This is a genomic window from Puniceibacterium confluentis (genome assembly GCF_007923445.1).
Classification (GTDB): Bacteria; Pseudomonadota; Alphaproteobacteria; order Rhodobacterales; family Rhodobacteraceae; genus Puniceibacterium; species Puniceibacterium confluentis.
Window position 1 is genome coordinate 130,778 of record NZ_VOJI01000007.1, and the last position, 26,902, is coordinate 157,679.

General features: G+C 66.3%; 23 protein-coding genes. 13 read left to right on the top strand and 10 right to left on the bottom strand.

All coding sequences use genetic code 11. The features are described 5' to 3' along the window. Position 1: 1 nt before the first annotated feature. The 3 genes from FOY53_RS09990 to htpX form a co-directional block, all read right to left on the bottom strand. On the bottom strand, positions 2-1,321 hold the full coding sequence (locus FOY53_RS09990) for a cytochrome-c peroxidase (RefSeq protein WP_146588331.1): 1,320 nt from the start codon (positions 1,319-1,321) through the stop codon (positions 2-4). Next, positions 1,321-2,577: a D-amino acid dehydrogenase gene (locus FOY53_RS09995; RefSeq protein ID WP_146588333.1), complete on the bottom strand. Its 1,257-nt coding sequence runs from the start codon at positions 2,575-2,577 to the stop codon at positions 1,321-1,323. The genes FOY53_RS09990 and FOY53_RS09995 overlap by 1 nt, the downstream gene beginning before the upstream one ends. 193 nt (positions 2,578-2,770) lie before the next feature. Beyond that, the gene (htpX, locus tag FOY53_RS10000) at positions 2,771-3,694 is read right to left on the bottom strand and encodes a zinc metalloprotease HtpX (protein WP_146588497.1); all 924 of its coding nucleotides are present in this window, start codon (positions 3,692-3,694) and stop codon (positions 2,771-2,773) included. 162 nt (positions 3,695-3,856) lie between these two features. On the opposite strand from htpX, the gene fnrL reads away from it, so the two are divergent. Next, complete coding sequence (fnrL, locus tag FOY53_RS10005) at positions 3,857-4,594, top strand: transcriptional regulator FnrL (RefSeq protein ID WP_146588335.1); 738 nt, start codon at positions 3,857-3,859, stop codon at positions 4,592-4,594. A gap of 4 nt (positions 4,595-4,598) precedes the next feature. Here the strand turns inward: fnrL and FOY53_RS10010 are convergent, their stop codons facing one another. After that, entirely contained in the window at positions 4,599-5,423 is an 825-nt protein-coding gene (locus FOY53_RS10010; protein WP_146588337.1) for a universal stress protein, read from the bottom strand. Between the two features lie 170 nt (positions 5,424-5,593). Here FOY53_RS10010 and ccoN point away from each other — a divergent pair, with 170 nt between their 5' ends. The 8 genes from ccoN (at position 5,594) to ccoS (ending at position 13,455) form a co-directional block, all read left to right on the top strand. Continuing rightward, complete coding sequence (gene ccoN, locus FOY53_RS10015; protein WP_146588339.1) at positions 5,594-7,195, top strand: cytochrome-c oxidase, cbb3-type subunit I; 1,602 nt, start codon at positions 5,594-5,596, stop codon at positions 7,193-7,195. Positions 7,196-7,200: 5 nt separating this feature from the next. Continuing rightward, a complete protein-coding gene (gene ccoO / locus FOY53_RS10020) occupies positions 7,201-7,944 on the top strand; it encodes a cytochrome-c oxidase, cbb3-type subunit II (protein WP_146588341.1) in 744 nt (247 codons plus the stop codon). Positions 7,945-7,963: 19 nt separating this feature from the next. Beyond that, entirely contained in the window at positions 7,964-8,188 is a 225-nt protein-coding gene (locus tag FOY53_RS10025) for a cbb3-type cytochrome c oxidase subunit 3 (RefSeq protein ID WP_146588343.1), read from the top strand. After that, positions 8,175-9,041 (top strand): cytochrome-c oxidase, cbb3-type subunit III, encoded by an 867-nt coding sequence (gene ccoP, locus FOY53_RS10030; protein WP_146588345.1) that lies wholly within the window; start codon positions 8,175-8,177, stop codon positions 9,039-9,041. Before FOY53_RS10025 ends, ccoP begins: the two co-directional genes overlap by 14 nt. Positions 9,042-9,159: 118 nt before the next feature. Beyond that, entirely contained in the window at positions 9,160-10,692 is a 1,533-nt protein-coding gene (locus FOY53_RS10035) for a 4Fe-4S dicluster domain-containing protein (RefSeq protein ID WP_146588347.1), read from the top strand. Next, entirely contained in the window at positions 10,689-11,150 is a 462-nt protein-coding gene (locus tag FOY53_RS10040) for a FixH family protein (protein ID WP_146588348.1), read from the top strand. Before FOY53_RS10035 ends, FOY53_RS10040 begins: the two co-directional genes overlap by 4 nt. After that, complete coding sequence (locus FOY53_RS10045; protein WP_146588351.1) at positions 11,147-13,300, top strand: heavy metal translocating P-type ATPase; 2,154 nt, start codon at positions 11,147-11,149, stop codon at positions 13,298-13,300. Before FOY53_RS10040 ends, FOY53_RS10045 begins: the two co-directional genes overlap by 4 nt. Further along, positions 13,297-13,455, top strand: a complete 159-nt coding sequence (ccoS, locus tag FOY53_RS10050; protein WP_146588353.1) for a cbb3-type cytochrome oxidase assembly protein CcoS — start codon at positions 13,297-13,299, stop codon at positions 13,453-13,455. Before FOY53_RS10045 ends, ccoS begins: the two co-directional genes overlap by 4 nt. A 64-nt stretch (positions 13,456-13,519) precedes the next feature. On the opposite strand, the gene FOY53_RS10055 is transcribed toward ccoS, so the two are convergent. Together FOY53_RS10055 and FOY53_RS10060 are read right to left on the bottom strand one after the other, a co-directional pair. Beyond that, positions 13,520-14,128, bottom strand: a complete 609-nt coding sequence (locus tag FOY53_RS10055; RefSeq protein ID WP_146588355.1) for an enoyl-CoA hydratase/isomerase family protein — start codon at positions 14,126-14,128, stop codon at positions 13,520-13,522. After that, the gene (locus FOY53_RS10060; protein WP_146588357.1) at positions 14,125-14,874 is read right to left on the bottom strand and encodes an SDR family oxidoreductase; all 750 of its coding nucleotides are present in this window, start codon (positions 14,872-14,874) and stop codon (positions 14,125-14,127) included. The genes FOY53_RS10055 and FOY53_RS10060 overlap by 4 nt, the downstream gene beginning before the upstream one ends. 135 nt (positions 14,875-15,009) lie before the next feature. Between FOY53_RS10060 and FOY53_RS10065 the strand changes: the two genes are divergently transcribed. Continuing rightward, positions 15,010-16,527 (top strand): DUF2125 domain-containing protein, encoded by a 1,518-nt coding sequence (locus FOY53_RS10065; RefSeq protein WP_222435237.1) that lies wholly within the window; start codon positions 15,010-15,012, stop codon positions 16,525-16,527. Positions 16,528-16,713: 186 nt separating this feature from the next. Here FOY53_RS10065 and FOY53_RS10070 read toward each other — a convergent pair whose 3' ends face one another. Together FOY53_RS10070 and FOY53_RS10075 are read right to left on the bottom strand one after the other, a co-directional pair. Further along, complete coding sequence (locus FOY53_RS10070) at positions 16,714-17,469, bottom strand: SDR family NAD(P)-dependent oxidoreductase (RefSeq protein WP_146588361.1); 756 nt, start codon at positions 17,467-17,469, stop codon at positions 16,714-16,716. Positions 17,470-17,532: 63 nt separating this feature from the next. Continuing rightward, positions 17,533-18,798: a UbiH/UbiF/VisC/COQ6 family ubiquinone biosynthesis hydroxylase gene (locus FOY53_RS10075; protein ID WP_146588363.1), complete on the bottom strand. Its 1,266-nt coding sequence runs from the start codon at positions 18,796-18,798 to the stop codon at positions 17,533-17,535. 50 nt (positions 18,799-18,848) lie between these two features. Here FOY53_RS10075 and FOY53_RS10080 point away from each other — a divergent pair, with 50 nt between their 5' ends. Continuing rightward, a complete protein-coding gene (locus FOY53_RS10080) occupies positions 18,849-20,180 on the top strand; it encodes an amidase (RefSeq protein ID WP_146588365.1) in 1,332 nt (443 codons plus the stop codon). Between the two features lie 66 nt (positions 20,181-20,246). Here FOY53_RS10080 and FOY53_RS10085 read toward each other — a convergent pair whose 3' ends face one another. Both FOY53_RS10085 and FOY53_RS10090 read right to left on the bottom strand, forming a co-directional pair. Next, positions 20,247-21,494: a multidrug effflux MFS transporter gene (locus tag FOY53_RS10085; protein ID WP_222435238.1), complete on the bottom strand. Its 1,248-nt coding sequence runs from the start codon at positions 21,492-21,494 to the stop codon at positions 20,247-20,249. Beyond that, complete coding sequence (locus FOY53_RS10090; RefSeq protein WP_146588367.1) at positions 21,491-21,970, bottom strand: MarR family winged helix-turn-helix transcriptional regulator; 480 nt, start codon at positions 21,968-21,970, stop codon at positions 21,491-21,493. Before FOY53_RS10090 ends, FOY53_RS10085 begins: the two co-directional genes overlap by 4 nt. Before the next feature lie 385 nt (positions 21,971-22,355). Between FOY53_RS10090 and FOY53_RS10095 the strand changes: the two genes are divergently transcribed. Then, positions 22,356-23,537: an aminotransferase class I/II-fold pyridoxal phosphate-dependent enzyme gene (locus FOY53_RS10095; protein ID WP_146588369.1), complete on the top strand. Its 1,182-nt coding sequence runs from the start codon at positions 22,356-22,358 to the stop codon at positions 23,535-23,537. A gap of 46 nt (positions 23,538-23,583) precedes the next feature. Continuing rightward, a complete protein-coding gene (locus FOY53_RS10100; RefSeq protein ID WP_146588370.1) occupies positions 23,584-26,655 on the top strand; it encodes a DNA translocase FtsK 4TM domain-containing protein in 3,072 nt (1,023 codons plus the stop codon). Positions 26,656-26,902 lie beyond the last annotated feature (247 nt).

Genomic DNA, 26,902 nt, shown 5'->3' on the forward strand with positions numbered 1-26,902 from the left:
GTCAGCGGGCCACCTGTAATCCGCTCGGCACGGTTGACGGCACGCCCAGCCGGCCTGTGGCCGCGGCGGGATCGGTGAGGCTGTCGAGAAAGGCCACAAGCGCGGCAATGTCAGCCTCGCTCAGGTTGACCGACCATGTGGCGGCCGCAGCAATCGCGGCAACCTCATCCGGGTCGGACATGATCTGCGCATCCTTCACCGGCAGCTCGGGGAGCACGGCCTGCGAGATGTCATATCCGGCCAGCCCCTGCGCCGGAGCCGCGTGATCGGCAATGAACCCCGCCAGATCCGCATGTCCGCCGGCATGGCCGTAGGGTGCGGTTTGCGCGACATTGCGCAGCGACGGGGTCCGGAAGGCAAACAGATCTTCGGCCCGGCCGGTAACGCGAAAACGGCCCTCGTCGCGGCTGTGCTGTTCAAACTTTGCGGCCTTGCCCGGGCCGATCTGCGGGGCGCCCATGGCGTGAAACCCGTGGTCGGTCTGGAACGGGCCGGAATGGCAGGTGTGACATTCGGCGCGACCGTAAAACAGCGCGCTGCCCGCCAGCGCCTGTTCGGACAGCGTGCCGGTGCCGCGCAGCCAGGCGTCGAACGGCGCCTGGTCCGAACGCCATTCCAGCGCCATGAAGGCGGCGATGGCGTTTGAGATGTCGGTAAAGCCAATGTCCTCCGGGGTCTGGATCCGCGGATAGGTCCGCGCGAATTGCGTCGCGTAGCCCGGCACAGCCGCCACTCTGCGTGCGATCAGGTCCCAGGCGCCGCCGGGGCCGGTCAGCAAGCCCTGGCGGACCGCGCGCGACACCTCGTTTTCCTGCAGATGCCCGGCCATTTCATCGGCGCTCAGCACCGGAAACATGGTTTGCGCCGACAGAAGCGAAGCAAATCCCGACACCATGTCGTCCTCGAGCGGTGTGCGGAATCCGGTTGCGCGGGTGGCATCGACTTCGATCCGGCCATCGTGGAACAGCCGGGTGAATTCATGGGCCCCGAGATTGAACAGCGCAGGCGCATTGCGCGGCACCCGGGCTTCGGGCGGATTCTGCGGGTCGGCAACACGGTCCGGTCCCAGACCGATACCGCCATCGCCCAGCGACAGCGACAGCCCGTCAGAGGTGCCAAGGCGCGGATGATGGCAGGTGGCGCAGGACACTTCGCGGTTGCCCGACAGGATCGGATCGTAGAACAGCAACTGGCCCAGTGCGGCCTCGGCCGGGTTCACCGGCGCATAGGCGGCGTCGGTCACAGGCTCGGGCAGGCCCTCAGCCGTGGCCGGAGCTGCGAGGGCGCAGGCCAGAAACACCGATGCCGCCGCGCGCAGCATCAGGCGTAGCGGTCCGCCGTCAGACCGTCCATCGCGATCTCGGGGGAGCGGCCCAGTACAACGTCCGCCACAACCCGGGCCGATCCGCAGGCCATGGTCCAGCCCAACGTACCGTGCCCGGTGTTGAGGAACAGGTTGTCGTACCGCGACCCGCCCAGCACCGGTGTGCCGTCGGGGGTCATCGGGCGCAGGCCGGTCCAGCCCTCGGCCTTGGTGATGTCGCCGCCTTTCGGGAACAGGTCATTGATCACGTGTTTCACCGTATCGGTGGCGTGTGGCCCCAGCCGGTTCGAATACCCCGCGATCTCGGCCGTGCCGGCGACGCGGATGCGGTCGCCCAGCCGGGTGATGGCCACCTTGTGAGTTTCGTCCATCAGTGTGGATTGCGGGGCATAGGAATCGTCGGTGACCGGCAGGGTGACCGAATAGCCCTTGACCGGGTAGACCGGAAGCTTGACCCCGATGGGGTTGAGCACACGCGGGCCATAGCTTCCCAGAGCGCAGACATAGGCGTCGCCGGTGACGCGGCCTGCGACTTCGGTGTCGACACCGGCGACGCGGCCATTTTCCACTGCAATGGCGCGGATCGACTGACCGAACTGGAACTCGACGCCCATCTCGGCACATTTCTCGGCCAGCGCGATGGTGAACATCCGGCAGTCGCCGGTCCGGTCGGCGGTCAGGCGCAGCCCGCCGACGAATTTGTTGCGGACTTCGGCCAGCGCAGGTTCCACGGCGATGCAGGCATCGCGGCCCAGCACCTCGAAGGGGCTGTCGTATTCGGCCAGGATGTCCTGATCGGCCTTGGAGCCCTTCATCTGCTTGGCGGTCCGGAACAGCTGCAACGTGCCCTGCGCGCGACCGTCGTATTCAATGCCCGTCTCGTCGATCAGGTCGGGCATCACATCCCGGGAATAGTTCGAGATCCGTACCATCCGGCTCTTGTTGGTGCGGTAGCTCGACTCGTTGCAGTTGCGGATCATCTGCAGGCTCCACATCCACATCGTCGGGCTGATCAGCGGCCAGATGAACAGCGGACGGCGCTTCATGAACAGCCACTTCAGTGCCTTCACAGGGATACCGGGCGCGGCCCAGGGCGAGGTCATGCCATAGCTGAGCTCGCCCGCATTGGCATAACTGGTTTCCAGGCCCGGACCGGCCTGCCGGTCCAGCACAACCACCTCGGCTCCGGCTTTGGCAAGGTAGTAGGCGGTGGTGACGCCGATCACGCCCGCACCCATCACAATCACTTTCATGGCCGACAGCTCCCTGTTCAGGCTTTCAGCCAGCATGCGTCGTCAGCCCGCAGTCTACAAGGTGCGGTCCACCGGAGGCGTTCGGCATTTGTGGTGAAATTCAGATGCTGTGCAACTTGCGGGGGCGCGGGCGCGCGAAATTTGGACGGGCACGCGTGCGCGCGAATTGCAATCCGTCACATCTGCCGGGCGTTCAGGTCCACGGCCCCTGTGGTCTTCCGCCCCGGCGCACATTCGGGACGCGCGATGCGCCGACCCTCGGCTGATGCGATGCAGGTCCGGAGGCGGCTCCGGCCATCTGGCGCAGCGCGGCAACGCGGTTTTCCGTCGCCGGATGCGTGGAAAACAGGGCGTCCCGCTTGTGGGCGTGCAGCGGGTTGATGATGAACATATGTGCTGTGGCCGGATGGCGTTCCGCCGCGTCGTTGTCGATCCGCGAGGCGCCGGCCTGGATCCTCTCGAGCGCAGAGGCGAGCCACAGGGGTTGGCCGCAGATTTCGGCACCGGCCTTGTCGGCGGCATATTCGCGGGTGCGGCTGATCGCCATCTGCACCAGCGCCGCGGCCAACGGCGCCAGGAACATCATGGCCAGGGTACCGACGATGCCCATGCGTTCGCGGCTGCCGCCAAAGATCAGTGCAAAGTTCGCCAGCATGGATATTGCGCCGGCAAAGGTCGCGGTCACCGTCATGATCGCGGTGTCGTGGTTGCGGATATGTGCCAGTTCATGCGCCACCACACCTGCCAGCTCTTCGCGGCTGAGGGTCTGCATCAGGCCGGTGGTCACCGCGACGGCGGCATTTGCGGGATTGCGTCCGGTGGCAAAGGCGTTCGGCTGCGGCGTGTCGATCACATAGACGGCCGGCATCGGCAGTCCGGCGTTCCGGGCCAGTTCGGCCACCATCTGCGACAGGCCGCTGGGATCGCGCGCCCCGACCGGGCGGGCGTTGTGCATCTTCAGCACCAGCTTGTCCGATGACCACCAGGTAAAGACGTTCATTGCCGCCGCGACGCCAAGGGCTATCACCGTGCCCGTGGCACCGCCCAGAAGATAGCCCAACCCCATGAACAGCGCCGTCATCGCCGCCATCAGCATCGCTGTCTTGACGTATCCCATCTGTGCACCTCCGCTCAGCTTTCCGCTTGCATATAGGTCGCTCATTGGGGGCTGAAAAGGCGCGGGGCGCGATTCCCCGCTGCGTCTCCTTGCCTTTGCGGCAAGCCGGAGAAGCCATTTGCCCCGATTGTGTGGCCGCGCAGATGTTGGCATAATGGCACCATGAACATGGCCCGCCTGAAGGACAGCTGCAAAGCCTGTCCCATTCGTCACTCCGCCGTCTGTGCGGAATGTGATACGGACGAGCTTGCCATTCTGGAACAGGTCAAAAGCTATCGGACCTACGCGCCGGGCGAATCTCTGGCCTCGGCGGGGGAAAAGCTGGACCATCTGTCGTCACTGGTGACCGGCTGCGCCACCATGTCCCGCACCCTGGAGGACGGGCGCCGTCAGGCCGTGGGGTTGCTGCTGCCCGCCGATTTCATCGGACGACCGGGGCGCGCGATATCGCTGTATGACATCGAGGCGGTGAGCGAGGTGACGTTGTGCCGGTTCGAGCGGGTGCAGTTCGAGCGGCTGGTCCGGGAAACGCCGCACATCGCCGCACGTCTGCTGACGATGACGCTGGATGAACTGGACGCGGCCCGCGAGATGGCCGTGACGCTCGGGCGCCGGACGGCGCGGGAAAAGATCGCGTCGTTCCTGGTGTCGATGGCGCGGCGGCAGACGGCGGTGACCAAACGCGCGGTGCCGGTCTCGCCGGTGCTGCTGCATCTGCCGCTGTCCCGTCAGGCGATTGCGGATCATCTGGGACTGACCATCGAAACGGTCAGCCGCCAGCTGACACAGCTGCGCAAATCGGGGCTTATCTCGGTGATCGACAGCCGCGACATCACAATCCCGGATTTCGAGAGTTTGCAGCTCGAGGCCGGAGACGACGACGCGACTGACGCCCCATGACCGGTTAACGGGCCAGAAACAGTGGCACGTCGGAGGACTGGATCAGATCGCGGGTGACCCCGCCCAGAAGTTTTTCGCGCAGCTTGGAATGGCCGTAGGCCCCCATCACCAGCAGATCTGCCTGCGTGTCGTTCACATGCTGTTTCAGAACGTCCGAGATCCGGGCGCGCAGCCGTGGCAGCAGGTCGATGTCACATTCGACGCCGTGGCGCGACAGGAAGGTGGCCAGGCACTCACCCGGAGCAAAGCGGCCCTTTGGTGACTGCGGCGGATCTACCATGAGAACCGTCACAACCCGGGCTTTGTGCAGCAGCGGCAAGGCGGCGCGGGCCGCGGCCAGCGCCTGATCCGAGCCGTCCCAGGCGATGGTGATCCGCTCGAACGCCGGTTCGGCCGCAACATCACACAGCAGGATCGGCAACGCGGTGCTGAAAAGGATCGCGTCGAACAAAGTTTCGGCATCGACATCATCCGCGGCCGGCCGTGTCAGGATGGCCAGATCGGAAAAGCGGCTGGCGCCGGCGACCGTCCGCGTCAGCCCCTCGGGGCCGGCCATGAGCGACTCACAGGACCAGGCAAAGTCTTCGCGGCGCAGACGTGCGCGTGCCATGTTTTCCGTCTCCTGCACTTGCGCGCGGCACTGTTCAAGCGTGTCGGCAATCATGCCGCTGCCCAAAGGTGGCAGAAAGGCCGTGGTGTCCATCATCGGCGGGGCGATGCAGAGCACATCAAGATGCGAGTTCAGCTGACGGGCGCAGGCGATGGCGGTCTCCAGCGTTTCCGAGGCGCGCGAGTCAGCAAGCAGAGTGCAGACTGTCGGGTATTCCATGGCGGTTGTCCTTACAGGCAAGAGTGGTGAACTTCGTCCAGTCTGGACCAGAATTCCCGGTGCAACCTTGATTCAGATCAAGGCAGTGCAGCGCCCCGTCACGGTATGGGTCGGCTGACATCGGCCTTCACGCCTTGCGCGGGGGCGGCACAGCGACAGGAACAATTGAAATGGATTATGTGAAGCTCGCGATCTTGGCGGCGGTCGCGCTATTGGCGGCGATCGCCGCCAATCTGGGGCATGATCTGGCCTACTCGGTCCACGCCCTGATCATCATGCTGGTGGCCGGGGGGCTGTTCCTTTGGCAGGTGCGGCGCGTGGACGAGGTCCACGCAGTGCCGGACACCAGCGGATACATGGACGGGCCGGTGCGTTACGGCGTGGTCGCCACCGCCTTCTGGGGGGTGACCGGGTTTCTGGTGGGGGTGTTCATCGCCCTGCAACTGGCCTTTCCGGTACTGAACTTCGACTGGTCCGAAGGGATGGCGAACTTTGGCCGCCTGCGCCCGCTGCACACCTCGGCGGTGGTCTTTGCCTTTGGCGGCAACGCGCTCATTGCGACGTCGTTCTATGTGGTTCAGCGCACCAGCGCCGCCCGGCTCTGGGGCGGGAACATGGCGTGGTTCGTGTTCTGGGGCTACCAGCTTTTCATCGTGCTGGCGGCGACGGGCTATCTTCTGGGCAGCACCCAGTCCAAGGAATACGCCGAGCCCGAGTGGTATGTGGACATCTGGCTGACCGTGGTCTGGCTGGCCTATCTCGCGGTCTTTCTCGGCACGATCATCAGACGCCGCGAACCGCACATCTATGTCGCCAACTGGTTTTTCCTGGCCTTCATCGTCACCGTGGCGATGCTGCATGTGGTCAACAACATCTCGATTCCCGTGTCGCTGCTTGGCTCGAAGTCGGTGCAGGTCTTCGCCGGCGTGCAGGATGCCATGGTGCAGTGGTGGTATGGCCACAACGCCGTCGGGTTCTTTCTCACCGCCGGATTCCTGGGGATGATGTATTATTTCGTGCCCAAGCAGGCCGGCCGCCCGGTCTATTCCTACAAGCTGTCGATCATTCACTTCTGGGCGCTGATCTTTCTCTATATCTGGGCCGGTCCGCACCACCTGCACTACACCGCGCTGCCCGACTGGGCCGGTACGCTGGGCATGGTGTTTTCGATTGTCCTGTGGATGCCCAGCTGGGGCGGCATGATCAACGGGCTGATGACGCTGGAAGGCGCCTGGGACAAGATCCGCACTGATCCGATCATCCGGATATTCGTTGCCAGCCTGGCCTTTTACGGCATGTCCACCTTCGAGGGCCCGGTGATGTCGATCCGCGCGGTCAATTCCCTGAGCCATTACACCGACTGGACCATCGGTCACGTGCATTCCGGTGCCCTTGGCTGGAACGGGCTGATCACCTTTGGCTGCCTCTACTTCCTGACGCCCAGGCTCTGGGGCCGGGCCAAGATGTACTCGGAGGCAGCAATCAACTGGCACTTCTGGCTCGCGACCATCGGGATCGTGCTCTACGCCGCGTCGATGTGGGTCACCGGCATCATGGAGGGGCTGATGTGGCGCGAGGTCGATGCCAACGGGTTCCTGGTGAACTCCTTTGCCGACACCGTGGCCGCCAAGTTCCCGATGTACGTCGTCCGCGCTGCCGGAGGCGGTCTCTACCTCGCCGGGGCGCTGCTCATGGTCTGGAACATGTGGATGACCGTCCGCGCTGCCCCCGCCCGTGAGGGCGCCCCCAATGACGCCATTCCAGCGGAGTAATGACGATGCGTGACACCTCCAAACCCACCATTCTTGACCGCCACGGCAAGATCGAGCGCAACGCAACGCTGTTGCTGGTCTTTTCCTTCCTCGCGGTCACGATCGGCGGCATCATCGAGATCGCGCCGCTGTTCTGGCTGGAAAACACGATCGAAGAGGTCGAGGGCGTGCGCCCCTATTCGCCGCTGGAACTGGCCGGGCGTGACATCTACGTGCGCGAAGGCTGTTATACCTGCCATAGCCAGATGATCCGCCCGATGCGCGACGAGAACGAGCGTTACGGCCATTACTCGCTGGCGGCCGAATCGATGTACGACCATCCCTTCCAGTGGGGCAGCAAACGCACCGGGCCGGATCTGGCCCGGGTCGGCGGGCGCTATTCCGATGACTGGCACGTGGCGCATCTGTCGGATCCGCAATCACTGGTGCCCGAAAGCGTGATGCCGAAATATGGCTACCTCACCCGCTCCCGGTTCGAACCCGAGGGTCTGACAGCGCTGCTGAAGACCCATCGCCTCGTCGGTGTGCCCTACACCGACGAGATGATCGCCAACGCCGTGCAGGACGCGCGGGTGCAGGTAACCCCGGACGAGGATTACGACGGGCTGCTGGCGCGCTACCCGGGTGCGCAGGTGCGCAATTTCGACGGGCAACCGGGCCTGTCCGAAATGGATGCGCTGGTGGCTTACATGCAGATGCTGGGCACGCTGGTCGATTTCTCGACCTTCATCCCCGATTCCAGCCGCTGAGATACAAAGGAGAGTCCCGATGGACACCTATTCGCTCTTTCGCCAGATCGCAGACAGCTGGGTGCTGCTTGCGCTGTTCGTCTTCTTCATCAGCTGCATTCTGTGGGCCTGGCGGCCTGGCAGCAGAGCCCAGCATCAAGAAGCTTCGGCGCTGATCTTCAGGGATGAGAAAACCGGTTGTGCCAGGGAGTGCGCGACCTGCGACTGCAAACCCAAGCTGGATATGCCCCATGACAACGCATGATGATGACACCGAGGTGGGAACCACTGGCCACAACTGGGATGGCATCCAGGAGTTGAACAATCCGTTGCCGCGCTGGTGGCTGTGGACGCTCTATGCCACCATTGCTTGGGGCGTGGTGTACACCGTCCTGTTTCCGGCATGGCCGCTGGTCAGCGGCGCAACCTCGGGGCTGCTGGGCTGGTCCACGCGGGGCGCCGTGGCGGAAGAGATCGCCGCCGTCGAGGCCGCGCAGTCGGATCTGCGCGCGGACCTGGTGGCCACCGAGCTGACAGCCTTGCCTGCGGATGCGGCGCTGCACGGCTTTGCGGTTCAGGCCGGGGCATCGCTGTTTGCAAACAACTGTGCCCAGTGCCACGGCGCCGGTGCCGCCGGATCGGTGGGCTATCCCAACCTGCTGGACGATGACTGGCTCTGGGGCGGGCAGATCGGACAGATCGCGGCGACGATCCGCCATGGCATCCGCAACTCCGAAGACCCCGACGCGCATTACAGCGAGATGCCCGCCTTTGGCGACATTCTGACCGGTGCCGAGATCGACACCCTTGTCGGCCACTTGCGGTTGCTGTCAACCGGTGCGGATCCTTTGGCAGGCCCGGGCGGACAGCTGTTTTCAGACAACTGCGCCGCCTGCCATGGCACCGATGCGCGGGGGGACCCGGAAATCGGCGCGCCGGATCTGGGCGACGCGATCTGGCTCTATGGCCGCGACACGGCGGCGCTGACCCGGACGATCCGTCAGGCGCGGTTCGGTGTCATGCCGGCCTGGGGCGCGCGGCTGGGCGAGGCAGACGTCCGGGCACTGGCTGCCTACGTGCACCAGCTCGGCGGCGGAGAGGCAACCGGCGCTGAATAGCGCCGCCGGACAAAAAGAGCGCCGGGCGCCAGCCACATTCGCCTCCGGTTTTGACGCAGGTCAATGTCGGCGCGGCGCGCCCGGGGCATCAGGCGACGGATCATATGGAACTGCAAGCATGACCAACCCGACTCCTTCGCTCTATGCGGCGCGCCTGCCGATCTTTCCCCGGCGCGTCTCGGGGTATTTCCGCCGGTTGAAATGGGCGTTGATGTTCGTGATGCTGGGCATCTATTACGTCACGCCCTGGCTGCGCTGGAACCGCGGGCCCGACATGCCGGATCAGGCGGTTCTGATCGACATGGCCAACCGGCGTTTCTATTTTTTCATGATCGAGATCTGGCCACACGAATTCTATTTCGTCGCCGGGATGCTGGTGATGGCCGGACTTGCGCTGTTCCTGTTCACCGCGGCGCTGGGCCGGGTCTGGTGCGGTTATGCCTGCCCGCAGACCGTCTGGACCGACCTGTTCATCCTTGTCGAACGCTGGATCGAAGGTGACCGCAATGCCCGGGTCCGGCTGCACCAGGCGCCCTGGGATGCGCACAAATGGCGGCTGCGGATCACCAAGTGGCTTGCCTGGCTGGTGATCGGCCTGCTGACCGGCGGCGCCTGGGTGTTCTATTTCACCGACGCACCGGGCCTGCTGGCGGATCTCGCCACCTTCAGCGCGCCGCCGGTGGCCTGGATCACCATTGCCATCCTCACCGCGACGACCTTTGTGTTTGGCGGTTTCATGCGCGAACAGGTCTGCATCTACATGTGTCCCTGGCCCCGTATTCAGGCCGCCATGATGGACGAGGACACCCTGACTGTCGCCTATCGTGACTGGCGCGGCGAGCCCCGCGGCAAGGGCCTGCGCCGCCGCGCGGCTGCGGCCGGGGCCGACGTCACGGTGCGGGCCGCCGGGCCGCAGATCGGCAAGCGTTCGCCGGTGATCCCGATGCCTGGCAGGCCGTCTGGCCTGACTGCGCCTGCGCCGTCACAGGTCAAGGGGGACTGCATCGACTGCAACGCCTGCGTGAATGTCTGCCCCATGGGCATCGACATCCGCGACGGTCAGCAGATGGCCTGTATCACCTGTGCGCTGTGCATTGATGCCTGTGACGAGGTGATGCAAAAAACCGGCCAACCGCGCGGGTTGATTGACTATATCGCCCTCTCTGATGCCCCGAAAGAGGCAGCCGGAGAGCCGCCCCGTTCGGTCTGGCGGCATGTGCTGCGGGTGCGGAATCTGGTCTATGCCGTGCTCTGGACGGGTATCGGACTGGCCCTGGTCTTTGCCCTGTTTCTGCGCCCCATGGTCGAGATGACCGTGGCCCCTGTCCGCAACCCGACGCATGTGACGCTGGCGGATGGCACCATCCGGAACGCCTATGAAGTGCGCGTGCGCAACAAACGCGGCGAAGACCGTACCTTTGACCTGTCGCTGGATCAAGACGGGCTGCGGATCACCGTCGAGGGCAGCGCCGGCGACCGGATCGCAGTGCCGGCCGATGCGCAGGCGCAGGTCCGGGTCTATGTCGATGCCCCCGCTGGGTCGGCATTCGCCACAAACGCCCGCGGCGACCTGCGGCTCTGGGTCACTGACCCCGCCACCGGCGAAAGAGCCGTGGTGGACACGAACTTTACCGGAGAGGACTGGAAATGACGGTAGAAAACAAAGGCCGCCCGCTGACCGGCTGGACGGTCATGGCGATGTTCGTGACCGGGTTCGGCATCATCATCGCGGTGAACCTCGCACTGGCCATTCATGCCGTGCGCACCTTTCCCGGGCTGGAGGTGGCAAACAGCTATGTCGCGAGCCAGTCGTTCGACGCCCGCCGCGCGGCACAGGAGGCCCTGGGATGGACCGCCCAGGCGCAGCATCGCGAGGGGCGTCTACTGCTGACGATGCGGGACCGGGACGGTCAGCCGCTGCGGCCCGAAGGTCTGAGTGTGACCGTGGGCCGACCGACCGAGTCGGCCGAGGACATCACCCCGCATCTCGACCGCGATCTCGCTGCGCCGCTGGACCTGCGGCCTGGCCTGTGGCGGGTGGATGTGACGGCCCGTGCCCCGGACGGCACATTGTTCGAGCAGCAACTCTCGTTGAGTGTCGCGCCATGACGATGGCCTGTGCCGGATGTGTGGCCACCCCGTCCCGGCGCGATGTCGCGCCGGTGGCCAGCGATATCGTGCTGCATCTGCCCGACATCCACTGCGCCGCCTGCATTGGCGCGGTCGAGGATGGATTGGCGCGGGTGCAGGGGGTGCGGGACGTGCGGGTCAACCTCAGCCAGAAACGGGCCTTTGTCGCCGCCGCACCCGAGGTGAACAGCGATGTTCTGATCGGCAGGCTGGCCGCGCTCGGGCACCGGGCGCAGTTGCTGGACGGCACTCAGGTCGCCGGGCAGGGCGCCGTGGGGCAGGATCTGCTGATGCGCATCGGTGTCGCGGGGTTTGCGATGATGAACGTCATGCTGCTCTCGGTTGCGGTCTGGGCAGGCGCCGCAGAGTCCACCCGCCAGGTCTTTCATCTGGTCGCTGCCGCCATTTCCCTGCCGGCGGTGGCGTTTTCGGCGCGGCCGTTCTTTGCCTCGGCGTACCGGGCGCTGGCGGCCGGTCGGCTGAACATGGACGTTCCGATTGCGCTGGCCATCGGCCTTTCGGCGCTGGTGTCCCTGGTCGGGGCGCTGAGCGGCTCGGACCGGGCAAGCTGGTTTGACGCCGCGCTGGCGCTGACCTTCTTTCTGCTGCTTGGCCGTTACCTGGACCATCTGGGCCGGTACGCGGCGCGGTCGGCGGCGGCGGATCTTGCTGCACTGGCCACGCCGCAGGCGCTGCTGATGCGCGATGGCCGCGAACATGTCGTGCGCGCCGACACCCTGCTGCCGGGCGATGTGGTGCGGGTGACGCCGGGCAGCCGCATTCCCGCCGATGGTGTGATCCTTGAAGGCAGCAGCGAGCTGGATTGTGCCGCCCTGACCGGCGAAACCGCACCGGATCCACGCCAGCGCGGTCAGGATGTGGCGGCGGGCGAGATGAACCTCATCGCGCCGCTGCTGGTGCGCTGCACCCGCGCCGGAACCGATACGACCCTGCGGCGCCTGGCCGATCTGATCGCCCAGGCCGAGATGCAGAAGTCGCGTTACAGCGGCCTTGCCGACCGGGCGGCGCGCCTTTACGCGCCGGTGGTGCATCTGCTGGGGCTGGCGGCCTTTGCCGGCTGGTGGGGGGCAACCGGTGACGCAGGCCGCGCCATCGAGGTGGCGGTATCGGTTCTGGTGATCACCTGCCCCTGCGCGCTGGGCCTTGCGGTTCCGGCGGTGTCCACCGTCACCACGGCGCGGCTGTTCCGGTTGGGGCTGCTGGTGAAGTCCCGCACCGCGCTGGAGCGGCTGGCCGAGATTGACGAGGTGGTGTTCGACAAGACCGGGACGCTGACAACCGGCTTGGCGGTATTGGAAACGGTGCCATCCGACCACGATCTGATGCTGGCGGCGGGTCTGGCGGCGGGCTCGTCGCACCCCTTGTCCCGGGCGCTCTGCGCCGCGGCGGCAGAACGCGGGCTGGCGCCCGTGGCGGTTCAGGATGTGGCCGAGGTCGCGGGCTGCGGGGTCACGGCTTCGCTGGACCGCGTGTCGCTGCGGCTGGGTCGGCCGGAATGGGTGGCACCGGACCGCACGGCGTCGGACCGCTCCGAGGTCTGGCTGCAACGTGGCACGGATGCGCCCGTCGTCTTTGCGTTCTCGGAACAGCTGCGCCCGGATGCGGCGGCATGTGTCGCGGCGCTGCGCGCGGACGGCATCGGCGTGGCGCTGCTGTCCGGTGATGCTCCTGCGGCTGTCGCGCGGATTGCCCGGGCGCTGGACCTGAACGAGGCGCAGGCCCGGGTGACACCCGAAGGCAAGGTGGCCTGGTTGCAGGCGCGTGCCGCCGCCGGCAGACGGGTTCTGATGGTCGGGGACGGGCTCAACGACACCGGGGCGCTGGCGGTGGCGCATGCGTCGCTGGCGCCGTCGACGGCACTGGATGCCGCACGGTCGCTGGCGGACGTGGTGCTGCTGTCCGACAGTCTGCTGCCAATTCCCGGGGCGCTGGCACAGTCCCGGCGCGCACGCCGCCGGATGGGGCAGAACATGGCGCTGGCGCTGGGCTACAACCTGGTCTCGGTGCCCCTGGCGCTGGCCGGTCTGGCAACGCCGCTCATTGCGGCGATTGCGATGTCGACCTCGTCGCTGACGGTGTCGGCCAATGCCATGCGGAGCACATCATGAACGTTCTGGTCTATCTCATTCCGGTGTCGGTCACGCTCGGCCTGCTGGGGCTGGGCGGCTTTGTCTGGACCCTGCGCAGCCGCCAGTACGAAGACCCCGAAGGCAGCCGGGCCCGGGTGCTGGACGATCGCTGGGACGACGCGCCGCGGTCCTGAGCGCCGCGCGCCGCTGCCGGGTGAAACGCGACCCGCGGGCGTCAGGCCCGGCGGGTGCCGAAAGCTAGCGGATCAGCGCCTTGATCGCCGCCGCATGTTCAGGCGTGGCGCCCATAGAATCCGCAGCAAGCGCCTGCGCTTCGGACAGCACGTCGCCGGGCGGCACGATCCGGTCTATCAGCCCCCAGGCCAGGGCCTCCTCCGCCGGAATTTTCTGACCGGCCATCAGGATCAACTTGGCGCGTGATGGCCCGACGAGAGCGACCAGGCGCGCCGGATCCGAGGGCTGGGGCAAAAAGCCAAGCTTCATCACCGGATAGAAGATCTTGGTCGCGGGCACGGCGATGCGCAGATCACAGGCCAGAACCATTCCCAGCGCGCCGCCGGCGGCCGTGCCGTTCAAAGCGGCGATGGTCAGTCCGTTCAGCCGCACCAGCGCGCCCGAGAGCCGCTCCCAGAGCGGCGACAGCGCCAGACCGGTGCGGGCGGCCTCCAGATCGGCGCCGGCACTGAACACGCGGCCCGTACCGGTCAGCACCAGTGCCCGCGCATCTTGCGCGGATTCGGCAATGCGGCACAGGTCCTCCAGCATCTCGGGGGTCAGCGAATTTGCCTTGTCCGGACGGTCAATGGTGACGGTCCAGAGGCCGCCGTCCTGCGTCAGGCTTATCATATCAGCCCGACCCGCTTGCGGATGTCTTCGTCGCGCAGGGAAATTTCATCGCCCAGCCAGCCGTCCGCTTCCGGCGAACACATCCAGAGCAATGCGCGGGCGGGCCAGTCCGCGGGGATGTGCACGTCCCAGTCCAGCTGGCTGACAGGGTTCACCCCGCTGGCCTTGATCTCGCGCTGCATCCGGGTGGCGACGGTGCCGGGGGACAGGCCGATGGCGCGGATGCCGTTGGCACGTTCTTCATGATCCAGACAACGGGTCAGCATGTTTACCGCCGCCTTCGAGGCGCAGTAGTGCGACCAGCCCTCGACCGGGCCATGCGCCGCGCCCGAACTGATGGTCAGCACCGAACCGCCGCCGGTCGCCTTCATCAGCGGCACCGCGGCGCGCATGCCGTGAAACACGCCGTTGAGGTTGATGTCGATGACCTGCCGCCAGGCCTCGGGACTGGCCGTGGTCAGGTGCGAGATCGGCTCGATCACCCCGGCGTTGTTGATCAGCACATCAAGGCCGCCAAAGGCCGTCTCGCAGTTTTCGACCGCCTGCGCGACCTCCCAGTAACGCGAGATATCGCAGGGGATCGCGATCGCCCGGGGGCCGATTTCACCGGCCAGTTCGGCGATGGCATCGGCACTGCGCGCGACCAGCGCGACATTTGCACCGGCCCTGGCAAAGACCCGTGCCGTTTCGGCACCGATCCCGCGGCTTGCACCGGTGATCATCACGGTTTTCCCAGTCATTTCCATGGCCTGCTCCTCTTGCTCTCTCGCAAACTTGGTAATCGCTGCTTATGTCACCGTCCAGCCCCTTGACCGGGGATGTTCCGAAGCCGAAGCTGGCGGCATTGATTTGCGAACAGAGAGGGCCCTTTCATGAACCGATTGACACAGACTATTGGCAGCAGTGCCGTCGCAACCATGTTCCTTTCGGCGTCGGCGGGTGCCGACGTTACGCCGCAGCAGGTCTGGGATGATCTCGGGACCTATCTGCGCGGGTTCGGATACACCGTTTCAGGGGCCGGGACGGAACGCGGCGGCGCACTGACGATCAGCGGCTTCGCCATCAGCATGGACCTGCCCGAGGGCGAGGGCACATTTGCCTTTGCCGCCGACGAGATCGTGCTGACGGACAGGGGCGACGGATCGGTGGCCGTCGAATTCCCGGCAGTGATGCCGATCACCCTGAAAGTGGCTCCGAAAGACGAGGAAGCCGTCGATCTGAGGGTGGATTACACGCAGACCGGGCTGGATATGCTGGTCTCGGGGGTGCCGGGGGACATGGTCTGGGATTACAACGCCGACAGGCTGGGTATGGAATTGTCGGAACTGGTGGTCGATGGTGTGCCGGTGGGCCGCGAGATGGCCCGCTTTGACATCGCGATGTCCGATGTCGAGGGTGCCTCGACCATCATGCAGGGCGCGTTGCGCGAGATTTCGCAGGGCATGAGCATGGGGCAGCTGAGCTATGACTTTGCGTTCAACAACCCGGATGTTCCCGGATCCGGCCAGTTTTCCGGGCGCATGCTGGACCTGACCTTCGAGGGCTCGACGACGCTGCCGCTGGACATGGATGCCGAGGATCCGGCGCAGCTGTTTGCCGCGGGTCTCGGCGGCGAGGGCCTGTTCACCCATTCCGGCGGTTCCATGGCCTTTGCGGTGACCGAGGACGGCAAGACCACCACCGGCGAAACCAGCAGCAGCTCTGGAGAAATCGGCGTGTCCCTGTCGGGGGACATGGTGTCCTATGGGGTCAGCGCGACGGACATGGCGCTGAACCTGTCGGCCCCGGATCTGCCCTTCCCGGTTTCGGCAAAGATGGCCGAAGCGGGGTTCAACATGACCTTGCCGCTGGCCGCGGCAGAGACACCGCAGGACATGGCCTTTGGCCTGACGCTGGGCGGGTTCACCATGTCGGACATTCTGTGGAACATCTTTGACCCGGCCAAGACATTGCCGCGCGAGGCGGCGACGGTTTCGGTCGATCTGGTGGGAACGGTGACACCGTTTGTGAACCTGTTCGATCCCGAGGCGGTGGCGACGCTGGAAAAGACCGGCGGGGTGCCGGGGGCCCTGAACAGTCTGAGCCTGCGCGAGCTCACGGTCGCGGCGGTCGGCGCCAGGCTGGAAGGCCATGGCGATTTCACCTTTGACAACGACGATCTTGAAACCTTCGAAGGTATGCCCGCACCGACCGGATCGGTGATGCTGAGCCTCGTGGGGGGCAATGCCCTGATCGACCGGCTGATTGCGATGGGGCTGCTGGCCGAACAGGACGCGATGGGCGCGCGGATGATGCTGAGCATGTTTTCGGTGCCGGGCGAGGGTGAGGACAGTCTGAAATCGACGATCGAGGTGCGTGGCAACGGCCAGGTTCTGGCCAACGGCCAGCGGATCAAGTGACGCGCCCCTGATCCCGCGGCGCCCGCGTGCCGCGGGCACAGATGTCTCGGCAGCGGGCCGTCCGGCCCGCTGCCTCGGCGCCTGTGGCCGGTGTGACGGACTGAACCGGGCACAGCGCCGGTTGCGGGTGTGGCGAAGTGTCGGCTGCCGCACCTGGCAGACGTCCCGGGCGCGGCGGCAGCGCCGCTATTGGCCGCGCAGCGCCGGCAGGCCGACGCCGGTCGCCTCGAAACCGCCATCGGCGGCGATGATCTGGCCGGTGACGTAGGATGCCCGCTCGGAACAGAGAAAGGTGATGACTTCGGCGATTTCGCGTTCGGTGCCGTACCGGTTCAGCGGGATGGCGTCGTGATAGGCGTCGATGATCGCCTGGCTGTGCACGGCCAGTGCCAGTTTGGTGCGCACCGGACCCGGGCAGACGCAGTTGGCGCGGATGCCGTATTCGCCCAGCTCTGCCGCCTGTTGCCGGGTCAGCTGGATCACTGCGGCCTTTGAGGTGCCATAGGCCACCCGCAGTGTCGAGGCGCGCAGGCCCGAGATCGAGGCGATGTTGAGGATCGCGCCGCGGCTTTGCTTCAGCGCCGGAAGCGCCGCCTGCGAGCACAGAAAGACGCCGTCGAGGTTGGTTTCCATCACCCGGCGCCAGCGGGGGAAGTCGGTGTCTTCGATCGGGCCGAAATCGGCGACCCCGGCATTGTTCACCAGCGCGTCGATGCGCCCGCCCCAGGCCAGCGCATCGCGGATCATCGAGGTGACCTCTTCGGGCTGCGAGACGTCACGGGCCACGGCGTAGACATCCCTGCGTCCGGCGGCCGCCTGCACGAGTTCACTCTCGTCGCGGTCCACCATGACCACGCGCCATCCCTGCTCGAGAAACAGGTCGGTGGTGGCAAGGCCGATGCCGCGGGCAGCACCTGTGACCAATGCGGTTTTCTGATCCATGTCGACTCTCCTCCCGATGTGCCCGGGTTGTGGCACAGGGCAGGGGCGTCCGGATAGCAGAAACTAGCCGCGCATGAGATCGGGCAGTTCACCGGAGAGTCCCGCCGCCTCGCGCATCACGCCGCGGCGCAGGTCGGGGGTGGCGTTGACCAGAGCCATCCCAAGATCGCGGGCACCGCGCAGCAAGGGATTGTCGCTGGAAAACAGCCGGTTGAACACATCCGTTGCCAGCGCCAGCGTCGCGGTGTCGAACCGGCGCCAGGCGGCGTAACGGTCAAGCACCTGCGGGCTGGCAAAGTCTTCGCCGCGCCGGGTGGCATGGCTGATCACATGGGCGAGGGCAGCGATGTCGCGCAGGCCGGCGTTCAGGCCCTGCCCGGCCAGCGGGTGCACGCTGTGGGCCGCGTCGCCGACCAGCGCCAGGCGCCGCGCCGTCAGGCTGTTGGCCAGCGAAAGCCCCAGCGGATAGCTGTAGCGCGCGCCTTCGAGGTGGATGTCACCCAGAAAGTCGCCGACACGGGGCCGCAGGACCTGCAGGTACGCGGTCTCGGGCAGGGCGTTGATGCGCCGTGCCATGTCGGCGGTCTCGGTCCAGACGATGGCGCTGCGGTTGCCGGTCAGGGGCAGGATCGCCAGAGGACCGGGCGGCAGGAACAGCTGGTGCGCGGTGCCATGATGCGGCTTTTCATGGCCGATAGCGCAGACCAGCGCGCTCTGGCGGTAGGTCCAGCCGGTGCGGCGGATGCCGGCCCGGGTCGCGGTGCCGCTCTGCTTGCCGTCGGCACCAACCAGCAGGCGGGCGCGCAACACCTCGCCGCTGGACAGGGTGACGCTGGCCAGGCCTGCTTCGGTGGCCTGCGCCACCACGGTTTCGCCGGTGCGGTGGCTCAGTCCGGGAACGGCGGCGAGGGCCGCGAGCAGGTGACGGCGCAGGTGCCGGTCTTCGATCATGTACCCCAGGGGACCATCGGTGATCTCGGCGGCGTCAAAGGACAGGCCCAGAAAGGCGGCACCATCACCGACCCGCCCGTCGGTCACCTTGACCTCGAGCATCGGCTGCGCGTCCGGCGCAAGGGCGTCCCAGAGACCCAGCGCCGCCAGCATCCGCTGCGAGGTCAGCGCCAGCGCGTAAGACCTTCCGTCAAAGGCAGGGTCGGCATGGATGCCCGGTTTTTGGGCGTCGATGACGGTGACGCTGAGACCACTTTGCGCGGCGGCCAGCGCCATGCAGCTGCCATTGAGGCCGCCGCCGATGACGAGGATGTCGCTGTCGAACCGTATGTCTGTGCTCATGCGTCGCAATATGGCGGTGCGGGCGGGATTGTCCATGCCCAGTGCGGGGGTTACCGTCGCCGAAACAGCAGACAAGGGGTGACGGCATGCAGGGTTGGACAGGATGGAGCGCTTCGGATCTGGGGCGCGGAATCGGGCGGGGCGAAATCGACCCCGAGGCGCTGGCACAGGTTTTTCTGGACGCCATCGCGGCGCATCCCGACAGCGACCGGATCTATGCCCGGCTGACGCCCGAACGGGCGCTGTCCGAGGCGCGGGCGGCGGGGGCGCGGGCGCGGGCAGGTCGGCGGCTGTCGCTGCTGGACGGGGTGCCGGTCAGCTGGAAGGACCTGTTCGATACGGCGGATGTGGCCACCGAGGCCGGTTCGGCCCTGTTGAAGGGGCGCGTGCCGCAGGCTGACTGTGCCGTGCTGCGGACCGCCACGGCCATGGGGCTGGTCTGTCTGGGCAAAACCCATATGTCCGAGCTGGCGTTTTCCGGTCTGGGGCTGAACCCGGTCACCGCCTCGCCCCCCTGTGTCAATGATCCGGAAGCTGTCTCGGGCGGGTCGTCCTCGGGGGCGGCGGCCTCGGTCGCCTTCGGACTGGCTGCGGCGGCGGTGGGGTCGGACACCGGCGGCTCGGTACGGATCCCGGCGGGCTGGAACGATCTGGTCGGGCTCAAGACCACCTCGGGGCTGTTGTCGCTGAACGGTGTGGTGCCGCTGGCGGCACGGTTCGACACGGTGGGGCCGCTGACCCGCAGCGTCGAGGATGCGGCACAGATGCTGGCGGCGCTGCTGGGGGTTCCGGCGATGGACACCGCAGGTGTGCCGGACCTGCGCGGGCGGCGGTTCGCGGCCCTTCAGACCATTGTCATGGATGATCTGCGCGCCGGGCCTGCCGCCGCCTATTCGGGCGCGCTGGAGCGTCTGCGCGCGGCGGGTGCGGTGATCGACGAGATCGCGGCACCCGAGATCATCGGTCCGATGGGGGATGCGCCGGTGCTCTACACCACCGAGGCCTGGGGCACCTGGCACACGCAGATCGAGGCACAGCCAGACCTGATGTTCGCGCCGATCCGCGAGCGGTTCGAGGGCGGGCGCGCCTTTTCCGGCGCGGAATACGTTGCCGCCTGGCAGCGGCTGGATGCCGCGAGGGCGGTCTGGAGCGACCGCACGGCCAGCTATGACGCCGTGCTGTCGCCAACGGCGCCCAACCTGCCACCCAAGCGCGACCGGCTGATGGAGCAGGGCGACTATTACGTGACCGAGAACCTGCTGACGCTGCGCAACACCCGCGTCGGCAACCTTATGGGGGTGGCCGCAATGTCGCTGCCGACCGGGGTGCCAAGCTGCGGCCTGCAGTTGCTCGGGCAGTCGGGCGGCGAGGCGGCGCTGCTGCGGCTGGCGCTGTCGGTCGAGGCAGCGCTGCACTGAGATCGCGGGCCCCCGGTCGCCCCGGGCGGTTCCCCGCACGTTCTGGCGGCTGTCGGCGCCGGGCGGTCAGCCCGGCGGCGCGTGAAAGGCGCCGCGCGGGGCGGGCTCGGACGGCTGCGGGCCGGTGCGGTACAGCACAAAGGCAATGCAGGCAGCGGCGCCCATCAGCGGGATCAGCAGCGCCATCGCCAGTACCGCATTGCCCATCAGCGCGCCGAGCGAGCCGATCAACAGGCCCGAGCCCATCTGCAGGAACCCCATCATGGACGCGGCGGCGCCGGCCTCGCGGCCAAACGGCGCAAGGGCGGCGGTGGACATGGCGGGCATGATGAAGGCGATGCCAATGGCATAGACCGCCACCGGCACCATCACATGCAGAAAGCTGAGCGTGCCAAAGGCCAGTGTCATGGTGCCCAGGCTGCCCAGCAGGATAAAGCCGAGACCGGGAGCAACCAGACGATCGGCGGCGACGCGGGACAGGAGCAGGCGCACGGCGACAGAGCTGGCGAAGAAGAACCCCGACTGCATCAGCATCCCAAGCCCGAACTGTGTCGCGGTCAGGCCGACCTCGTCCATCAGGATGAATGGCAGAAACGTGGCCTGCGCATAGAGTGCCCCCAGCGCGCCGGCCATCACCGTGGCGGCCGCCATGAAGTGCCTGTGCCGCAGCAGCATGAGGTAGGTTCCGCCCAGATAGCGGATGTTGAGCCGCGAGCGGTCGGCGACCACGGTTTCGCGCAGGGCAAACACCGCCACAACGATGATCAGCAGACCCATCGCCAGCATCGCCACAAAGGTCGCGCGCCAGCCAAAGCCAGCCAGCAGCAGCCCGCCAAGGGTGGGGGCCAGTGCCGGGCCCAGCGCGAGGATGATGCCGATCAGGTTCATGATGCGGCTGGACTCCTCGCCGCGGAACAGGTCGCGCACCAGTGCGCGCGAGATCGCCACCCCGGCAGAGGCGCCGATGCCCTGCAGAAAGCGGGCGGCCATCAGCGCCTCGACCGTCGGGGCGAACAGGGCAAACAGGCTGGCCGCGCAGTAGATCGCCATGAAGGCGATGATGATGGGACGACGGCCCAGCGCGTCGGACAGCGGTCCGGCGACCAGTTGCGCCAGGGCAAAGCCGCCGAAATAAAGCGTCAGGGTCATCTTCACCGCCGATTCCGTCACGCCGAAGGCCTGGACGATTTCGGTCATTGCCGGGGTGTAGATCGCCATCGACACCGGGCCGATCGCGACCAGCAGCGCGCCGATCAGGCTGACGCGGCGGGCGGACATCAGCGGCGTCACGACGGCGGTGACCGGGGCGGTCATGCGGTGAGCTTCCGGCTTCTGGCGGCGCGCCCGGCGCGGGCCAGGTCAAGACTGTCGCGGATCCGGCAGGCGGTTTTGCGGAAACGATCAAGCTCTGCCGCGTCGATGCCGGAGGTGGCGCAGGCCCGGGCCCGTGCTCCGGCCTGCGCGATCTGGTCCAGCACCGGCTCGGCCGCCGGTGTCAGGGTGACAAGCTTGGCGCGCCGGTCCGAAGGATCCGGTCTGCGCGCGACCAGACCGCCGGCTTCGAGCCGGTCGATGAACGCGCTGAGGCTCATCGGGGCGACCCCGAGGATGCAGGCCAGCTGGGTCTGCTGCACCGCGCCGCAACGCGACATGTGGGCCAGCACACGGGCCTCGGACGGGGTTACCGGGATCGCGGCAGCTTCGATCTCGTGTTCGAAGGTGCTGCGCATCAGCCGGGCGAGATCGTTGAGCAGAAAGCCAAGCGTATCCGGGTCGATATTTCGGGGCATCGGCGAATCGTTCCTGTTAAGGGTCATGTATAATAAGGCAAGCTTATTAAGTCCGGCGGCTGGAGCCAATCCCAAAAAAAAGTCTGTCGACAGTGACATGATTTCCCTTGATTTTTTCCCCGAACGTTCCCGGGCGGCGGTGGGGCAGGGGGGCCGGTGCCGCAGAAGCCAGACCGCAAAAGGACCGGGGCGCCTCGGCAGGGGAGGGGCCCGGGGGGCGAATCAGGCCGCCCGAAATTCGCCGCGATCGGATGTGGCATCGCGGATGCGATTTTCCTGCCACAGGTCTGTAAAGCCCCCGGCTTTTTCTGGACGAAGGCGCGGGCTTTCCGTATCCTGATCCAAAGCGGGGCGAACACGATCCCGCATTCAGAGGCAGTCGAATATGTTTCCCGAGCGGTTTTCGAACCTTCCGGCCTATGCGTTCCCGCGCTTGCGGAGCCTTTTGGACGCCCATTCCCCGGGCGGCCCGGTTGCGCATATGACCATCGGCGAGCCGAAGCATGCCTTTCCCGACTGGATAACCGAGATCATTGTCGGCAACGCCCACGAATTCGGCAAATATCCCCCGAACGAGGGTTCGCCCGAGCTTTGCGCCGCCATCGCTGCCTGGGTGCGGCAACGCTATGGCGTGGCTTTGAACCCGGACACCGACGTGATGACCCTGAACGGCACGCGCGAAGGGCTGTACAATGCGGCCATGGCGTTGTGCCCCGAAGAGAAGGCCGGCAAAAAGCCCGTCATCCTGATGCCGAACCCGTTTTACCAGGTCTACATGGTCGCGGCGATTTCGGTCGGCGCGGAACCGGTGTTTGTGCCTGCCACGGCCGCAACGGGGCATCTGCCGGACTACACCCGTCTTCCGGCCGAGGTGCTGGACCGCACGGCGCTGGCCTATATCTGTTCGCCAGCCAATCCACAGGGCGCGGTGGCGGACCGGAGCTATTGGCAGCACCTGATCGCGCTGGCCGAAAAGCACGATTTCCGGATTCTCGCGGATGAATGTTATTCCGAAATCTACCGCGATGCCGCGCCGGTCGGCGCCTTGCAGGTGGCGCGCGAGACGGGCGCCGACCCCGAGCGTGTGGTGATCTTCCATTCGCTCTCCAAGCGCTCGAACCTGCCGGGGCTGCGTTCCGGATTCGTGGCAGGCGGTCCGCAGAGCATCGCGCGCATCCGTCAGCTGCGGGCCTATGCCGGTGCGCCGCTGCCGCTGCCCTTGCAGCGGGTGGCCGAGAAGGTCTGGGCCGACGAGACGCATGTGGTGGAAAACCGTCGGCTCTATCAGGACAAGTACGCGGTCGCGGACCGGATCTTTGGCGATGTGCCCGGATACCTGCCGCCGGAGGCCGGGTTTTTCCTGTGGCTTCCGGTGAAAGACGGCGAGGCGGCGGCGCTGAAACTGTGGACCGAGACCGGCGTCCGGGTACTGCCCGGCGCCTATCTGTCCCGCGCAACGCAAGACGGCACCCCCGGCGCAGGGCATATCCGCGTCGCGATGGTGGCACCGATGGATGAATTGAAGGACGGGCTCGGGCGGCTGCGGGATTGTCTGTATGGCGACTAAGGCCGCAACAAGAGCAAAAAAACCGAAAACCAAGGCGAGGCAGAAGATGGCGTATCAGGCACGGGGGCGCGACCCCCTTTTCGACAGTGACATGCAGGCGGCAATCGAGAAACGCGGCAAGGAACTGGTCGGCCTTGCGCTGATGGTTCTCGGGGTGATGGCAGCGATGATGATCGCGTCCTATACGCCCGACGACCCGAGCTTTCTGTCCGCCACCGATGCACCGGTGCAGAACCTGATGGGGCGGATCGGCGCGTCGATCGCGGCGCCACTGTTCATGATCGTCGGCTGGGGCAGCTGGGGACTGGCGCTGTCGCTGTTCGTCTGGGGCCTGCGCATGGTGTTGCACCGGGGGGAAGAACGCGCCATTTCCTGCCTGATCTTCGCGCCGATCTGGGTGGCGGTTGCTGCGGTCTATGCCGCCGGCCAGCCTGTGGGACCGGAGTGGAACCACAGCTTTGGTCTGGGCGGCCTGTTCGGCGACATGATGATGGGGACGCTGCTCAATATCCTGCCGGTGGGGGCCAGCTTCGGGCTCAAGCTGCTGATGCTGGTGCTGGGGGCGGTGATCGTGACCATGGGCGCCTTTGTGCTGGGCTTTACCGCGCCGGAACTGCGCGGCATGGCGCGCTTTCTGATGATGAGCCTGGTGATGTCCTATGCCACCCTGCTGACCATCCTCGGGCGCAGCGCCAGCGCCGGGGTGCAGGCAGCGCAGTCGATGCAGATGGCGCATTACGAACGCCGCGAACGCCGCCGCCAGGAAGAGGCCGAAACTGCGGCCTGGGCCGCCGCACAGGAGGCCGTCCAGGCGCCGCCGGTGCGCCGCCGCGTGGCGCCCCCCACGAGCCACACCGAGCCTTACGGCGCCGCACCGGCAGCGCTGAGCGCAGAAAAGCCCAGCTTCCTGTCGCGCATGCCGCAATTGATCAAACGCCATGACGCCTTGCCGGAACCCGAGCTGATCGAGGTGGAATCCGTGGCCGAGGTCACCGAGATGCCGGGGGACGACCGCATCCGCGCCAAGATCGCCGACGTGATCAAGTCCCGCGTCCGCGCGGCTCCCGAGGTGCGGATCGCCGAAGAGATGCCGCTGACCAAGGGCCGTGGCCGCCGCCCCGAGCCGCTGATCGTGTCGATGGCGCCACGGGTTTCGGCCATGCCGCCGGAACCGCCGGTCACCGCCCCGAAGCCACAGCCTCCGGTCGCCGCGTCGGGGTTGGTCGCGTCGCGCGCGACCTCTGTGCCGCCCGCCGCCGGGGCAACGGTGATCGCCCGCCGGGGCGGTGCCGTGCCCCCGGCGCCAATCTATGTGGATGAGGTCGAAGACGACGACGACGACTACGGCCGCGACCAGACGCGGTTCGAGCCGATCGACGAAACCGATGCGCTGACCTATGGCGCCGCACCTGCGGACGATGAGGACGACGCGGACGAATATGACGCCCTGTCCTATCAGGCGGAGATTGCCCGCCCGGCGATTCCGGTGGCCGCCCCGAAAAAGGTCGTGCAGCAGCCGATCCGCAAGGCGATCCAGCCCTCGCGCCGCGCGGTCGAGGAATCGCAGCCACGCCTGAAGTTCGAGGAAAAGGCCGAGGTGGCGTATGAACTGCCGCCGCTGAGCCTGCTGCTCAACCCCGACACCATCCAGCGTCACCACCTGTCCGACGAATCGCTGGAAGAAAACGCCCGGATGCTGGAATCGGTGCTCGACGACTACGGCGTGAAGGGCGAGATCGTGTCGGTCCGGCCCGGACCTGTAGTCACCATGTATGAACTCGAACCCGCACCGGGCCTCAAGGCGAGCCGGGTCATCGGCCTGGCCGATGACATCGCCCGTTCGATGTCGGCCCTGTCGGCGCGGGTGTCCACGGTTCCGGGCCGCTCGGTGATCGGCATCGAACTGCCCAATGACAACCGCGAAATGGTGGGCTTCCGCGAAATCCTGTCGTCGCGCGACTACGGCGACGGCACCCAGAAACTGCCACTGGCCCTGGGCAAGGACATCGGTGGCGATCCGATTGTCGCCAACCTTGCCAAGATGCCCCACCTGCTGATCGCGGGCACGACCGGTTCGGGTAAATCGGTTGCCATCAACACGATGATCCTGTCCCTGCTCTACAAACTGACGCCCGAAGACTGTCGGCTGATCATGATCGACCCGAAGATGCTGGAACTGTCGGTCTATGACGGCATTCCGCACCTGCTGTCGCCGGTGGTCACCGATCCGAAAAAGGCCGTCGTGGCGTTGAAATGGGTCGTGGGCGAGATGGAGGAACGCTATCGCAAGATGTCGAAGATGGGCGTGCGCAACATCGACGGCTACAACGGCCGGGTGGCCGACGCCCTGGGCCGAAACGAGATGTTCGAACGGACGGTGCAGACCGGCTTTGATGACGACACCGGTGAGCCGATTTTCGAGAGCGAAGAGTTCGAGCCCCGGAAGATGCCCTATATCGTCGTTGTCGTCGACGAAATGGCCGACCTGATGATGGTCGCGGGCAAGGAGATCGAAGCCTGCATCCAGCGTCTGGCGCAGATGGCGCGGGCCAGCGGCATCCACCTGATCATGGCGACGCAGCGGCCGTCGGTCGATGTGATCACCGGCACCATCAAGGCCAACTTCCCCACCCGCATCTCGTTCCAGGTGACCTCGAAAATCGATTCGCGCACCATTCTTGGCGAAATGGGGGCCGAGCAGCTGCTTGGCATGGGTGACATGCTTTACATGGCGGGCGGGTCCAAGATCATCCGCTGCCACGGTCCCTTCGTGTCCGATGAAGAGGTCGAGGAGGTGGTGAACCACCTCAAGGCCTTTGGCCCGCCCGACTACATCGGCGGGGTTGTCGAAGGTCCGGACGATGACCGCGAGGCGGATATTGACGCAGTGCTCGGCCTCGGGACCGGCGGAAACACCGACGGCGAGGATGCGCTGTATGACACTGCTGTCGCGATCGTGATCAAGGACCGGAAGTGCTCGACCTCCTACATCCAGCGCAAGCTGGCCATCGGCTACAACAAGGCCGCGCGGCTGGTTGAGCAGATGGAGGACGAAGGCGTGGTAAGCTCTGCAAACCATGTCGGCAAACGCGAAATCCTGGTCCCGGAACAGAACTGATCCGGTCGGGCGCGCGTTCCGCGCGCGCTGCGCCCCTCCGGCGACGGGCCAGGCCCGTCGCCTTCGCGCCAGCGGCACCGTGACGCCTGGCAGCTGCCGCCGCGCCGGTTGCACTGTCCCCTGTTCTACGGCGGGAACCAGCCTGCCCTCTTGATCGTTGCTCCCAGGATGCCTTTATCCAACATCAGGCCGCTGATATCGCATATCCACGCGGAGTCTGGCATCCGGGCCTTCACTGAGACGAGCA

What these genes read in the sequence shown, in the direction of transcription:
- ccoN (WP_146588339.1), top strand. Translation starts at nt 5,594, where the DNA reads ATGGATTATGTGAAGCTCGCGATCTTGGCGGCGGTCGCGCTATTGGCG.
- FOY53_RS10025 (WP_146588343.1), top strand. Translation starts at nt 7,964, where the DNA reads ATGGACACCTATTCGCTCTTTCGCCAGATCGCAGACAGCTGGGTGCTG.
- FOY53_RS10075 (WP_146588363.1), bottom strand. Translation starts at nt 18,798, where the DNA reads ATGGACAATCCCGCCCGCACCGCCATATTGCGACGCATGAGCACAGAC.
- FOY53_RS10095 (WP_146588369.1), top strand. Translation starts at nt 22,356, where the DNA reads ATGTTTCCCGAGCGGTTTTCGAACCTTCCGGCCTATGCGTTCCCGCGC.
- fnrL (WP_146588335.1), top strand. Translation starts at nt 3,857, where the DNA reads ATGAACATGGCCCGCCTGAAGGACAGCTGCAAAGCCTGTCCCATTCGT.
- FOY53_RS10085 (WP_222435238.1), bottom strand. Translation starts at nt 21,494, where the DNA reads ATGACCGCCCCGGTCACCGCCGTCGTGACGCCGCTGATGTCCGCCCGC.
- FOY53_RS10090 (WP_146588367.1), bottom strand. Translation starts at nt 21,970, where the DNA reads ATGCCCCGAAATATCGACCCGGATACGCTTGGCTTTCTGCTCAACGAT.
- FOY53_RS10060 (WP_146588357.1), bottom strand. Translation starts at nt 14,874, where the DNA reads ATGGAAATGACTGGGAAAACCGTGATGATCACCGGTGCAAGCCGCGGG.
- FOY53_RS09995 (WP_146588333.1), bottom strand. Translation starts at nt 2,577, where the DNA reads ATGAAAGTGATTGTGATGGGTGCGGGCGTGATCGGCGTCACCACCGCC.
- ccoO (WP_146588341.1), top strand. Translation starts at nt 7,201, where the DNA reads ATGCGTGACACCTCCAAACCCACCATTCTTGACCGCCACGGCAAGATC.
- FOY53_RS09990 (WP_146588331.1), bottom strand. Translation starts at nt 1,321, where the DNA reads ATGCTGCGCGCGGCGGCATCGGTGTTTCTGGCCTGCGCCCTCGCAGCT.
- ccoP (WP_146588345.1), top strand. Translation starts at nt 8,175, where the DNA reads ATGACAACGCATGATGATGACACCGAGGTGGGAACCACTGGCCACAAC.
- FOY53_RS10045 (WP_146588351.1), top strand. Translation starts at nt 11,147, where the DNA reads ATGACGATGGCCTGTGCCGGATGTGTGGCCACCCCGTCCCGGCGCGAT.
- htpX (WP_146588497.1), bottom strand. Translation starts at nt 3,694, where the DNA reads ATGGGATACGTCAAGACAGCGATGCTGATGGCGGCGATGACGGCGCTG.
- FOY53_RS10055 (WP_146588355.1), bottom strand. Translation starts at nt 14,128, where the DNA reads ATGATAAGCCTGACGCAGGACGGCGGCCTCTGGACCGTCACCATTGAC.
- FOY53_RS10040 (WP_146588348.1), top strand. Translation starts at nt 10,689, where the DNA reads ATGACGGTAGAAAACAAAGGCCGCCCGCTGACCGGCTGGACGGTCATG.
- FOY53_RS10100 (WP_146588370.1), top strand. Translation starts at nt 23,584, where the DNA reads ATGGCGTATCAGGCACGGGGGCGCGACCCCCTTTTCGACAGTGACATG.
- FOY53_RS10070 (WP_146588361.1), bottom strand. Translation starts at nt 17,469, where the DNA reads ATGGATCAGAAAACCGCATTGGTCACAGGTGCTGCCCGCGGCATCGGC.
- FOY53_RS10080 (WP_146588365.1), top strand. Translation starts at nt 18,849, where the DNA reads ATGCAGGGTTGGACAGGATGGAGCGCTTCGGATCTGGGGCGCGGAATC.
- FOY53_RS10035 (WP_146588347.1), top strand. Translation starts at nt 9,160, where the DNA reads ATGACCAACCCGACTCCTTCGCTCTATGCGGCGCGCCTGCCGATCTTT.
- FOY53_RS10010 (WP_146588337.1), bottom strand. Translation starts at nt 5,423, where the DNA reads ATGGAATACCCGACAGTCTGCACTCTGCTTGCTGACTCGCGCGCCTCG.
- ccoS (WP_146588353.1), top strand. Translation starts at nt 13,297, where the DNA reads ATGAACGTTCTGGTCTATCTCATTCCGGTGTCGGTCACGCTCGGCCTG.